The following is a 12321-nucleotide window of genomic DNA, read 5'->3' as shown; positions in this document are numbered from 1 at the left end:
GCGCGCCGACCGCCCTGGTTACCCTCAGAACAAAAGTTAGGTTCCTATTCGGCGCCGACGGCGCCGACGCGTCGTGCCCACCCCCGCACCTGCGCGACCGGCCGGCGACGGCACGGTCCGGGTGCGCGGTTCGAGGAGGCCCTGTATGTCCGAACCCACCACAGCCGGTGATCCACCCCGGGACAGGATATGAGCGCGACGATGGCGCTCGGCACCGAGCGGCCCTACTACCAGCCCGTCGCCAACGAAGTGGCGGTCTTCCGCGCGGCCTGCCGCCAGCGGCTTCCGATCCTGCTGAAAGGCCCTACCGGGTGCGGGAAGACGCGCTTCGTCGAGGCCATGGCCTATGAACTGGACCGCCCGCTGATCACGGTCTCCTGCCACGACGACCTCACCGCCGCCGACCTGATGGGACGGTATCTGCTGCGCGGCGGCGATACCGAATGGGTCGACGGGCCCCTCACCCGCGCGGTGCGGGAAGGCGCGCTCTGCTACCTCGACGAGGTGGTCGAGGCCCGGCAGGACACCACGGTGGTCCTGCATCCGCTGGCCGATCATCGCCGTCAGCTGCCGATCGAACGCCTCGGCACGACGCTCGACGCACATCCGGACTTCGGGCTGATCGTCTCGTACAACCCGGGATACCAGAGCGTTCTCAAAGACCTCAAGGACTCCACCCGGCAGCGCATGATCGCCATCGAATTCGGTTACCCGGCAAGCGCTCTCGAGGAATCCATCGTCGTCTCGGAGTCCGGTGTCGGCGAGGAGCACGCGGCGCGGCTGGTCCGGCTGGCCGGCGCCGTGCGGCGGCTCGACACCGCGACGGTGCGCGAGGTCGCCTCGACCCGGGTTCTCGTCTCGACCGCCCGATTGATCACCGAGGGCCTGTCGCCACGGGAGGCCGCCCACGCCGCACTGGCGGGCCCGCTCACCGACGATCCGGTGGCCGGCCGCGGATTACGCGAACTGATCGACGTCTACCTGGGGGATGCGCAGGAGTAACCGGTCCGGTACCGGATGCCGTCGGCCGACCGCGCCGGCGATATAGAACAAAAATTAGGTTGGCTGGCGACTCGGCGTCGCGAGCGACCAGAGGAAGGCGTTATGGCATACGAGAGCAACGCGGAACCGATCAAAATCGGCTACCTCATGGATTTCCGGCTCCCTGAATCCTTTCCCGGACATATGCGCGACGATCTGTCCCTGCCGTTCGAGTTGATCTTCGGTGAGGCCCTGGCGGCCGGTCGCATCGACCGCCCGGTCGAGATCGTCTACAAAGAGGTCGAAGGCCTGCCCAAAGGGTCGGTTAAAGCGGTGATCGATGGATTCGGTGAACTCGTCGACGCGGGCTGCCTGCTCGTGTTCGGCCCGAACATCACCGATAACTGTGTCGCCGTCAAGGAGGCCGTCGAGGACCGTTTCCGGGTGCCGGCGATCTCGGTCACCGGCACCGACGACTGGCTCGGCGAATGGACCTTCTCGTTCCCGCAGGGGTCGATGACCGACGAACCCATCTTCTGGGCGGATCTGCTCGCGAAGGCCGGTCACGCCACCGCCGGGCTCCTCATCGAGGACTCCCTCATCGGCGAAACCTATTCACGCAACTTCCGCCGGGCCGCCGCCGCGCACGGGATCAGGGTCGTGGCCGAGGCGCCGATCGCCCAGACCGCGCAGGACATCTCCGCCGCGGTGAAAACTCTGCACGGCGCCGGACCGGACGCGATCATCCACTGCGGATTCGGATTCGGCATCGTCTTCGTCAACCCCGCCCTCGAGGCGCTCGGCTGGGATCCACCCAGATACACCGGCACCGCGTTCCAGAACGCCTGGGTGAACCCGATCATGTGGCAGGCGTTCACCGGATGGATCGGGGTCGACCAGTACGACGAGCACAACCCCGTCGGGCAGGCCTATCTGGACCGCTTCGAGAAGCGCTACGGACGCCGGCCGCAGTACTGCGTCCCGGTGGTCAACCACGATATCGCCCGGACCCTGCTGCACGCGCTCACCGACGCCCGCCCGCTGAGCCCGCGCGGGGTGAAGGAGGCTCTCGAACGCGTCAAGATGCTGCCCGCCGCCTCCGGCGCGCCGGGCACCCGGGTGTCGTTCGGAAAGTGGACGCGGCGCGGCTGGATGGGCGCGGGGTACCTGGTGGCCCGGCGGCTCGACCCGGACGGCGTGACGTCGCGTCTGGTCGACCGCTTCGGATCGGAGATATCGTGACCGCTCCCGAATCACTGCCCACGGCGGCGGCCGGACCGGACACGGCCACCGGCACACCGCCCACATCGCGCCGCTACCTCGGCTGGGGCCTGCTGGCGCTGGCGCTGTTGCTCATCGCGCTGGTCGCCGCGCATGCCCGCCGCGGCGCGGTCTCCGATCGCATTCGCAACCCCGAGGTCACCGGTGCGCCGCGGCCGGTGGAACCACTGTTCGGATTCGACCACTGGATCGATGTGATCCATATCGGCACCCTGGCCGCGGTGCTGCTGGTGATCGTGGTGTGGGTACGGATGTTCCGGCGCAACCCGCGTGACCCGGTACTGCTCATGGGGTTCATGACGACCATGATCGTCTGGCAGGACCCGATCATGAACTGGGCGCCGTTCGCGGTCTACAACCCGCAGCTGTGGCATTGGCCCGAGGACTGGCCGCTGGTTTCGCTGTCGCCCACGGTGGAACCGTTCGTGGTCTTCGGCTATGTGCTCTTCTATCTGGGCCCGTATTTCCCGGCCATCCGGCTGCTGCGCCGGCTCCAGGCCGGCCGCCCGCCGGACGCCTTCGTCTGGAAACATCCGTTGATCAGCCTGGCGCTGCTCATCCTGCCGATCGGCTTCGTCTTCGACATGATCCTCGAGGTCTCGCTCGTACGGACCGGCATGTACATCTATTCGCAGGTCATCCCGTTCGGGTCGCTATTCGCCGGTTCGGCCCATCAGTTCCCACTGCTGTGGGAGTCGCTGTCGGTGACCTTCGTGATGATTCCGGCGGGTGTCCTCGTCTACCGCGACGACACCGGCCGTACCGTCGCCGAGAAACTCGCGCTGCGGGCCCGGATATTCACCGGACGCCCGTTCGTGGGGATGGTGCTCGTGATGTTCGTGGTCATGAACGTCTCCTATTTCACCTACGGCGGCTGGTTCGCGGTCATCAAATGGACCCGGACTGCCACGTCCGTGGCCTGCCCGTGGCCCTACCCCGAGGCGAAGGTCTACGACCCGCAGGGGTTCTACGAACAGAACGGCGCTGCGGGACCCTATTCGGTGGTGCAGACTCGATCCGGTGAGGCCGGCGTCGCCCATCGGGCCGCCCAGCACGAACTTCCCGGTCGGGTTCACCAGCAGCCGGATATCGGAGATATCCAGATCGGGGATGGCGATATCGGCCAGGACGGCGTCGACGACCTTTTCCCGGATATCGGGGGCCAGCAGATTGTCCAGATCGATATCGGCGGCATGCTGGGTGGACAGCACCACGGTATCCAGGCGCACCGCCTTGTCGCCGTCGTATTCGATGGTGACCTGGGTCTTGCCGTCCGGGCGCAGGTACGGCAGGACACCGGTCTTGCGGACCTCGGTGAGCTTGCGGGACAGCCGGTGGGCGAGCGCGATCGGCAGCGGCATGAGTTCGGGGGTGTCGGTATTGGCGTAGCCGAACATCAGGCCCTGGTCGCCGGCACCCTGCTGTTCGATCTCGTCGTCGGAACCACCGACCCGCGCCTCGTGCGAGGTGTCGACACCCTGCGCGATATCCGGCGACTGGGAGCCGATGGCGATGTTCACGCCGCACGAGTTACCGTCGAAACCCTTTGCCGAGGAGTCGTATCCGATCTCCAGGATCTTCTCCCGGACGATATGCGGGATATCCGCGTAGGCCTCGGTGGTGACCTCGCCCGCCACATGGACCTGACCGGTGGTCACGAGAGTTTCCACGGCCACCCGGCTGCGCGGATCCTGGGCCAGCAGGGCGTCGAGGATGGAATCGCTGATGGCGTCACAGATCTTGTCCGGATGACCCTCGGTCACGGACTCACTGGTGAATAGCCGGCTACCGGACGTGCGCACAGTTTCCCTCTTCCTCAACGGTTACTCGTGTCCCGGATGGACCGTAGCGCACGGCTCGCGGACACCACCCTGAACTCTCAGACTATTAGAACGGTCCGACCGATTGGAGCCTGCGAGCACTCCGCCGGACAGGTTTCCGAACAGTACGCCCGTGGCCGGTGTTTTTCCGCGTCCGGTGTGTCCGCCCCGGCGGACCAGGGCGAGCACCGGGGCCGGAACCAGGCCCGCGAGCCGCGCCGCCGATGCGAAGAATTCGAATCACGGCGAGTGGAACCCGGTACCGGAGCGGCGTGGAGCCGGGTTCAGCGCAGCAACGGTCCCAGCGCGTCCAGGACCCGGCTGGCCAGCAACGCCTTGGAACCGTGATCGAGCGCCTGCTCGCTACCGTCGGCGCCGAGCAGCCAGCCGTCGTTGGTGTCGACCTCGAACGCCTTGCCCTCACCGACCGCGTTGACCACCAGCAGGTCGCAGCCCTTCCGGGCCAGTTTGGCCCGGGCGTGGGTGATCACATCGCCGTCGTCGTCGCCGGTCTCGGCGGCGAAGCCGACGATGGCGGTACCGGGCAGCTGCCCCTCGCGCCGCGCCTGGACCAGGCCCGCGAGAATATCCTCGGTCTTGGACAGGGCGATGCTGTCGGGCTCGTCCTTGCCCTTCTTGATCTTGGCGGCGGCCACCGAGGTGGGCCGGAAATCGGCGACGGCGGCGGCCATGATCACCGCGTCGGCGCCGACCGCGTGCTTGTCCACGGCGGTCTTGAGCTGATCGGCGGTGGTGATGTGCACCAGTTCGACCGCGGCCGGCGGCGCCATCTCGATGGTGTTGCCGGCGATGAGGGTGACCTGCGCACCGCGCTGCGCGGCCACCCGGGCCAGCGCGTACCCCTGTTTACCGGAGCTGCGGTTGCCCAGGAAACGCACCGGATCCAAAGGTTCGCGGGTACCACCGGCGGTGATCACGACCCGCTTGCCCTCCAGATCGCGGGGCACGGCATCGGTCCGTTCGAGCAGCAGCATCGCCAGGCCGAAGATCTCCTCCGGCTCGGGCAGCCGGCCCGGACCGGTATCGGTGCCGGTGAGACGACCGTGCGCCGGTTCCATGACCGTGGCCCCCTGGGCGCGCAATGCCGCGACGTTCGCGACGGTCGCGGCATGTTCCCACATCTCGGTATGCATCGCAGGCGCGAAGAGCACGGGACATCGGGCCGTGAGCAGGGTGGCGGTGAGCAGATCGTCGGCCCGGCCGTGCGCGGCCCGGGCCATCAGGTCCGCCGTCGCGGGGGCGATGACGACCAGTTCGGCCTCCTGCCCCAGGCGCACATGCGGAACCTCGGGCACATCGGCGAACACCCCGGTGTGCACCGGGTGGCCGGACAGCGCCTCGAAGGTCGCCTTGCCCACGAATTGCAGCGCCGCTTCGGTGGGGATCACCCGGACGGTATGACCGGTCTCGGTGAACCGCCGCACCAGGGCGCACGCCTTGTACGCGGCGATTCCGCCGCCCACCCCGACAACTACCCGCGCCATAGCGCGCCTCCTGCCCTATCGGCCGTTCGCCCCGTCAGCGGGTTGTTATTCGCCTTCGGTGTGCTCGAGCAGATCGCTGTGGATCTCCCGCATCGCCACCGACAGCGGCTTCTCCTGCGGCAGCGGCTCGACCAGGGGGCCGACGTATTCGAGGATGCCGTCGCCCAGCTGGTTGTAGTAGTCGTTGATCTGGCGGGCGCGTTTGGCGGCGTAGATCACCAGCGCGTACTTGGACGAGGTGCGATCCAGCAGCTCGTCGATCGGCGGGTTGGTGAGGCCGACCGGGGTGTCGTAGGCGGGCGCGGCGATATCCGTACTGCTCACTGAGGAAGCTCCTGCGGGGTCGGTGGCTCGGACGCGCGGCCACTCACCTGCCGCGCATCGGGCTACGAATTGGAATTCGTGCTGACGAACAACGATACCAACTGCTCACAGGCGCTGGTCACGGTGTCGTTCACGATCACTGTGTCGAACTCGTCACGTGCGGCCAGTTCCACCCGTGCGGTCGCCAGCCGGCGTTCGATGACCTCCGGCGATTCGGTGCCACGACTGCGCAGCCTGTTCTCCAGCTCCTCCCAGCTGGGCGGCGCGAGGAACACCAGCACGGCCTCCGCCATCACCCGGCGGATCGATCGTGCTCCTTCGAGGTCGACCTCGATCAGAACCGGCAGCCCCTCCGACAGAGCGGCGCGTACCGGCGCGGCGGGCGTACCCGACCGCTGCAGCCCGCCGTGGATATCCGCCCATTCGAGCAGATCGCCGGACTCGATCATCGCGTCGAACTCGGCCCGGCTGACGAACCGGTAGTCGCGGCCGTCGACTTCACCGGGACGCGGGTCCCGTGTCGTCGCCGAGACGCTGAAAACCAGTTCCGGCAGCCGTTCGCGGACACAGCGCACCACGGTGGACTTGCCCACGGCCGAGGGGCCGACCAGTACAACCAGCCGACCCTTCGTCATGTTCTCGATCACCGAGGGTGTCAGGCGCCGAGATCGAATTTGGCGAGCAGCGCCTTGCGCTGCCGATCACCGAGACCACGCAGCCGTCGGGTCGGCGCGATCTCGAGCTCGTTCATGATCTCCTCCGCCTTGACCTTGCCGACCTTGGGCAGGGCTTCCAGCAGTGCGCGCACCTTCATCTTGCCGATGATCTCATCGGTCTCGGCCTGGCCGAGGACCTCTTTCAAGTCGGTGCCGCCGCGCTTCAGGCGATCTTTGAGCTCCGCCCGAGCACGGCGAGCGGCAGCCGCCTTCTCCAGAGCAGCGGCGCGCTGCTCATCAGTCAGCTGGGGAAGGGCCACGGTTCCTCCGTCTCATCGTTCATTGCATCAAGACCTGCCGAACTACCCGGCAGTCTCAGCGACCGTACCCACGACGCCCCCGGATTGCGAACCCACCCCCCAGGTCAGGGCATGAATCGGACCCGGTAACGCCCCTTTGCGGGCCACCCCGCACGGCAGCTTGCCGAACACCCGCACAGCACCGTGACCGTCACGAAATACCGCCTCAACAGGCAGTTTTGGAGAAATCGGCGCAGTTGCGGTCCGATAACCAGCCCGCCACGGCACGTGCCGGGGACCTCTCGAGCGCCCTACCAGGAATTTTCTCGGAAATTTTCGGTGACGGGCGCCGCGGAGCGGTCGAGAGGGCCGAATCGCGTGGATCGGCGCGGCCCCGGAGGACGGCGGGTGCCCGAAAGGTCCGGTCCGGTGAGCCGGATCGCGGGCACCGTCAGGCCTCCGGAACCGCTTCGATCGCGGCGAGCGCGGCTTCCAGTAGCGGCTGCAGTTCCTCCGGCCGCGCCCCGTCGAGCGCGGGCATGGCGATCACGCGCCGCATCAGCAGCATGCCGGCGATCAGCGACAGGACGACCTCCCCGCGTAGCCGCCCCGCCGGGCCGGGAATACGGTCGGCCAGCCGCCGGCCCACATGGCGTTCGAGCGCGTCGCGGACGATATCGGTGGCGCGGGGATTCGACAACGACCGCAGCATGATCAGGAACGGCTCCGGAGGCTCGGCGCCGGGTGCCGTCCGCGCGACGAGGGTCGCGGCGGTCCGCGGCCCGGCGGCCTCCGACCCTTCGGCGATGAACACGGGGGGCGTGAACGCGATATCCACCGCTTGGGCGAACAGTTGCTCCTTGGACCCGAAGTAGCGGTTCACCAGCATCGCGGTGACACCGGCGTCGCGAGCGATCTCCCGCACGCCCGCGCCGTCGTATCCGGCACGGGCGAAATGGCCGACGGCCGATTGCAGGATTGCCTCCCGGGTGGCGGCCGCATTGCGGCGACGAGGCGGTGAAGACGACATACCTCATGCTAAGAGCGTCGGCACCCCTTGTCTACGTTCGTAGACTTGGGTAGTCTCGACCTCGCAAGTCTACGAGTGTAGATATGACAGCCGCCGGGAATCGCGTCAACGGTCCGATGAGGGCGGCGCTGTCCCGACCGTGTTCCGGATATTCCTCACGCGAGAAAGCAGATATCCATGAACGACTCTCGAGTTTTCCTGGTCTCGGGTGCCTCCCGCGGCCTCGGCCGCGATATCGTCTCGGCCGCCCTGGCCGCCGGGCACCGGGTCGTCGCCGGTGTCCGGTCGACTTCGGCGCTCGCCGATCTCGCCGCGCGACATCCGGACCGGCTGATCGTGACCGAACTCGATGTGACCAGCGACGAACAGGCCGGCGCCGCGGTGGCGACGGCCGTCCGGCGGTTCGGTCGCATCGATGTGCTGGTCAACAATGCCGGTTACGCCAATATGGCGCCGATCGAGGATGTCGATTTCGACGATTTCACCGCCCAGGTCGACACCGACTTCTACGGTGTCGTGCGTCTGACCCGGGCGGTGCTACCGCATATGCGGGCCGCGCGCGCGGGCCATATCGTCCAGATCTCGTCGGTCGGCGGGCGCCTCGTCCGGGCCGGGCTGGGCGCGTACCAGGCTTCGAAATGGGCGGTCACCGGGTTCTCCGGTGTCCTCGCCCAGGAGGTGGGGCCGCTGGGCATCAAAGTCACCGTGCTGGAGCCCGGGGGGATGCGCACCGACTGAGCCGGATCGTCGATGCGCGTCGACCCGGTGCGCGCGGAGTACGCCGCCACGGTGGGCGCGGCGGCGGAGACGAGCCGCGGGGGCAGTATCGGCGCCAGCGATCCGGCCAAGGTCGCCGATCTGGTGCTGCGGATCGCCGCCATGGCCGAACCACCCGCCCGGCTGCTCGTGGGTCCGGACGCCTACCGCTACGCCACCGCCGCCGGACGGGCGCTTCTGGCCGACGACGAGCGGTGGGAGTCGCTGAGCGTATCCACCGCGGCGGACGACGCCACCGCCGACCAACTCGATCCGCTGGGCGGCGGCACCGCCTCCCGGTGAGAACAGCCACCCTCAGCCGCGCCCCACGCCCTGGTGTCAGCCCAGATAGGCGAACTCGTCCTGGAAACGCGCCAGCCGCTCACGCAAAGCGCCGACCGACGGCCCGGCCCGCAGGACATCGCGGGACACACTCGGCACCGCCGCCGGCCGGACCGATTCCGGCAGCAACGCCCGCACCGCCGCGGCCGTCCCGCCCTGCGCCCCCACGCCCGGCAGCAGCACCGGACCGTTGAGCGCGGTCAGATCGGGGATCTCGGTGAGCGTCGCACCGACCACGACCCCCACCGATCCGGGTTCGTCGCCGCGGTTGCTCTCCGCCGCGGCGTCGACCATCGCCTGCGCCAGCGTGCGACCGCCGGTCTCGGCCCGCTGGACCGCCGCGGCGTCCGGATTGGAGGTCGCGGCGAGCACGAACACCCCGCGCTCGTTGGCGCGGGCCAGATCGAGCGCGGGCCGCAGGGACCCGTAGCCGAGATAGGGCGAGACGGTCACCGCGTCGGCGCCGAGAGGTCCGTCGCCGAGCCAGGTGCGGGCGTAGGCGTCCATGGTGGAGCCGATATCGCCGCGTTTGGCGTCGGCCAGCACCAGGGTGCCGGAGGCCCGCAGCACCTCGATGGTGCGTTCGAGGACCGCGATCCCCGCCGCACCGTAGGCCTCGAAAAACGCCACCTGCGGTTTGACGATCGCCGCGACACCGTCGAAGGCCTCCACACAGATCTCGGCGAAGGTTTCGAGGCCGTTCGCGTCATCGGCGAGTTCCCAGGCCGCGAGCAGGGTCGGATGCGGGTCGATACCCACGCAGATCGGGCCGCGGGCCCGTTGGGCGGCGGCGAGCCGCCGGCCGAACGTGGTGGTCATCGTCTCGTCCTCCGTCGTTCCGGGCCCGCCGCTGTCAGCCACGCAGCGCCGAATGCAGTTCCTGCAGGGAGCGCACCCCGATACCGCCGGCGATACTCGCCTCGATGCCCTGCACCGCGGCCGCCGCCCCCTGCACGGTGGTGATGCACGGGATGTTCACCCCGACAGCCGCGCTGCGGATCTCGTAGCCGTCCACCCGGGGCCCCGCATTGCCGTAGGGCGTATTGAAGACCATATCGACCTCGCCGTCGCGGATCTGGTCCACGATGGAGGGCTCCGGCGGTGTGCTGCCGCCACCGGAGACGGGATCGGAATGCTTACGGACCTGCTCGCACGGAATCCCGTTGCGGCGCAGCATCTCCGCGGTTCCCGCGGTGGCCAGGATCCGGAAGCCGAGATCGTGCAGGCGTTTCACCGGGAACACCATGGCGCGCTTGTCCCGGTTGGCGATGGAGACGAAGACGGTGCCCTCGGTGGGCAGCGAACCGTAGGCCGCGGCCTGGCTCTTGGCGAAGGCGGTACCGAAATCGGCGTCGATACCCATCACCTCGCCGGTGGATTTCATCTCCGGAGACAGCAGCGAATCGACCTGGCTGCCGTCCGGGCTGCGGAAACGGTGGAACTGCAGGACCGCCTCCTTGACCGCCACCGGGGCGTCCAGCGGCACATGCCCGCCGTCGCCTTCGGGCAGCATGCCCTCCGCGCGCAGTTCGGCGATGGTGGTGCCGAGCATGATCCGCGCGGCCGCCTTGGCCAGCGGTACCGCGGTGGCCTTGGAGACGAACGGCACGGTGCGGCTGGCGCGCGGATTGGCCTCGAGAACGTAGAGCACATCGTCCTTGAGGGCGTACTGCACGTTCAGCAGACCCTTGACCCCGATCCCCTCGGCCAGTGCGATGGTGGAGCGGCGGACCGCTTCGATATCGCTGCGGCCCAGCGTGATCGGCGGCAGCGCGCAGGCCGAGTCGCCGGAGTGGATACCGGCCTCCTCGATATGTTCCATCACGCCGCCGAGGAACACCTCCGCACCGTCGCAGAGCGCGTCGACGTCGATCTCGATGGCGTCCTCGAGGAAACGGTCCACCAGCACCGGATGTTCGGGGCTGAGTTCGGTGGCGCGGGAGATGTAGCCCTCGAGGGACTGTTCGTCGTAGACGATCTCCATCCCGCGACCGCCCAATACGTAGGACGGGCGCACCAGCACCGGATAACCGATATCGGCCGCGATCTTGCGGGCCTGTTCGAAGGTGGTGGCGGTGCCGTACTTCGGGGCGGGCAGCCCGGCGGCCACCAGCACGTCCCCGAATTCGCCGCGGTCCTCGGCCAGATCGATGGCGGCGGCGCTGGTGCCCACCACCGGGACTCCGGCGGCGGTGAGCTTCTCCGCGAGACCCAGCGGGGTCTGGCCGCCGAGCTGCACGATCACGCCGGCGACCGGACCGGATTCGGTTTCGGCGTGGTAGACCTCGAGCACATCCTCGAAGGTGAGGGGTTCGAAGTAGAGGCGATCGGCGGTGTCGTAGTCGGTGGACACCGTCTCCGGGTTGCAGTTGACCATGACCGTCTCGTATCCGGCCGCCGACAGGGTCTGCGCGGCGTGCACACACGAGTAGTCGAATTCGATGCCCTGACCGATCCGGTTGGGCCCGGAACCCAGGATGATCACCTTCTCGCGATCGGGCTGGGGCGCGACCTCGGATTCGGCCGCGGGGTCGAGCTCGTAGGCCGAATAGTGGTACGGGGTCTTGGCCTCGAACTCGGCCGCGCAGGTATCGACGGTTTTGAAGACCGGCCGGACGCCGAGACGGTGCCGCAGGGCACGCACTCCGCTCTCACCGGCCAGTTCCGGCCGCAGCGCGGCAATCTGGCGATCCGACAGACCGTGGTACTTCGCCCGCCGCAGCAGCGCCTCGTCCAGGACCGGGGTCTCCAGCAGTTCGGCGCGCAGTTCCACCAGACCGGCGACCTCGGCGACGAACCACGGGTCGATACCGGAGGCTTCGGCGACGTCCTCGATGCTCGCGCCGAACCGCAGGGCCCGCTCCACCTGGTAGATACGACCCTCGGTCGGAGTGCGCAGATCGGTGAGGATCTCCGCGATCGCCGCGTCGATATCGGCCTGATCGCCGGAGGCGGGGGCCCATTTACCGTCCACGGTGGTCCAGAACCCGGTGGCCTTGGTTTCCAGCGACCGCAGCACCTTGCCGAGTGCCTCGGAGAAATTGCGGCCCAGCGACATCGCCTCGCCCACCGATTTCATGGTGGTGGTCAGGGTCGGATCGGCGCCCGGGAATTTCTCGAACGCGAACCGCGGCGCCTTCACCACCACATAGTCGAGGGTGGGCTCGAAGCAGGCCGGCGTCTCCTTGGTGATGTCGTTGACGATCTCGTCGAGCGTGTAGCCGATGGCCAGTTTGGCCGCGATCTTGGCGATCGGGAAGCCGGTGGCCTTCGACGCCAGCGCCGAGGAGCGCGATACGCGCGGGTTCATCTCGATGACGATGAGGC

At 68.2% G+C, this 12321-nt stretch carries 11 protein-coding genes and 2 pseudogenes; 5 read left to right on the top strand and 8 right to left on the bottom strand.

Going from position 1 to position 12321, the window contains the following annotated elements:
* The first annotated feature begins 189 nt into the window (after positions 1-189).
* The 3 genes and pseudogenes from ACWDU1_RS06865 to ACWDU1_RS06855 all read left to right on the top strand — a co-directional run.
* The gene (locus ACWDU1_RS06865; protein ID WP_449996331.1) at positions 190-1002 is read left to right on the top strand and encodes an AAA family ATPase; all 813 of its coding nucleotides are present in this window, start codon (positions 190-192) and stop codon (positions 1000-1002) included.
* A gap of 102 nt (positions 1003-1104) precedes the next feature.
* Complete coding sequence (locus ACWDU1_RS06860) at positions 1105-2223, top strand: ABC transporter substrate-binding protein (protein WP_449996330.1); 1119 nt, start codon at positions 1105-1107, stop codon at positions 2221-2223.
* A pseudogene (locus tag ACWDU1_RS06855) lies at positions 2217-3347 on the top strand (spirocyclase AveC family protein); the annotation flags it as partial. The gene ACWDU1_RS06860 and the pseudogene ACWDU1_RS06855, both read left to right, overlap by 7 nt.
* Here ACWDU1_RS06855 and metK read toward each other — a convergent pair.
* From metK to ACWDU1_RS06825, 6 genes and pseudogenes are all read right to left on the bottom strand, one after another.
* A pseudogene (gene metK / locus ACWDU1_RS06850) lies at positions 3270-4064 on the bottom strand (methionine adenosyltransferase); the annotation flags it as partial. The pseudogenes ACWDU1_RS06855 and metK sit on opposite strands and share 78 nt — an antisense overlap.
* Positions 4065-4366: 302 nt before the next feature.
* Positions 4367-5587 (bottom strand): bifunctional phosphopantothenoylcysteine decarboxylase/phosphopantothenate--cysteine ligase CoaBC, encoded by a 1221-nt coding sequence (gene coaBC, locus ACWDU1_RS06845; protein WP_449996329.1) that lies wholly within the window; start codon positions 5585-5587, stop codon positions 4367-4369.
* Between the two features lie 45 nt (positions 5588-5632).
* Positions 5633-5911 carry a DNA-directed RNA polymerase subunit omega gene (gene rpoZ, locus ACWDU1_RS06840; RefSeq protein WP_033241620.1) on the bottom strand — a complete coding sequence of 93 codons (279 nt, stop codon included), beginning with the start codon at positions 5909-5911 and terminating at the stop codon, positions 5633-5635.
* Between the two features lie 62 nt (positions 5912-5973).
* Complete coding sequence (gmk, locus tag ACWDU1_RS06835; protein WP_449996328.1) at positions 5974-6546, bottom strand: guanylate kinase; 573 nt, start codon at positions 6544-6546, stop codon at positions 5974-5976.
* Positions 6547-6566: 20 nt separating this feature from the next.
* Complete coding sequence (mihF, locus tag ACWDU1_RS06830; protein ID WP_033241619.1) at positions 6567-6887, bottom strand: integration host factor, actinobacterial type; 321 nt, start codon at positions 6885-6887, stop codon at positions 6567-6569.
* A gap of 430 nt (positions 6888-7317) precedes the next feature.
* Positions 7318-7896: a TetR/AcrR family transcriptional regulator gene (locus ACWDU1_RS06825; RefSeq protein ID WP_449996327.1), complete on the bottom strand. Its 579-nt coding sequence runs from the start codon at positions 7894-7896 to the stop codon at positions 7318-7320.
* A gap of 177 nt (positions 7897-8073) precedes the next feature.
* Here ACWDU1_RS06825 and ACWDU1_RS06820 point away from each other — a divergent pair, with 177 nt between their 5' ends.
* Both ACWDU1_RS06820 and ACWDU1_RS06815 read left to right on the top strand, forming a co-directional pair.
* Complete coding sequence (locus tag ACWDU1_RS06820; protein ID WP_449996326.1) at positions 8074-8634, top strand: SDR family NAD(P)-dependent oxidoreductase; 561 nt, start codon at positions 8074-8076, stop codon at positions 8632-8634.
* A gap of 12 nt (positions 8635-8646) precedes the next feature.
* The gene (locus ACWDU1_RS06815; RefSeq protein ID WP_449996325.1) at positions 8647-8955 is read left to right on the top strand and encodes a hypothetical protein; all 309 of its coding nucleotides are present in this window, start codon (positions 8647-8649) and stop codon (positions 8953-8955) included.
* Between the two features lie 36 nt (positions 8956-8991).
* Here the strand turns inward: ACWDU1_RS06815 and pyrF are convergent, their stop codons facing one another.
* Both pyrF and carB read right to left on the bottom strand, forming a co-directional pair.
* Complete coding sequence (pyrF, locus tag ACWDU1_RS06810; RefSeq protein WP_449996324.1) at positions 8992-9813, bottom strand: orotidine-5'-phosphate decarboxylase; 822 nt, start codon at positions 9811-9813, stop codon at positions 8992-8994.
* 34 nt (positions 9814-9847) lie between these two features.
* Positions 9848-12321, bottom strand: a 2474-nt coding sequence (carB, locus tag ACWDU1_RS06805) for a carbamoyl-phosphate synthase large subunit (RefSeq protein WP_449996323.1), incomplete at its 5' end; no start/stop codon positions are given.

The sequence above is a fragment of the Nocardia sp. NPDC003345 genome, from assembly GCF_053589395.1.
This window is presented reverse-complemented; position numbering and strand designations above follow the sequence as displayed.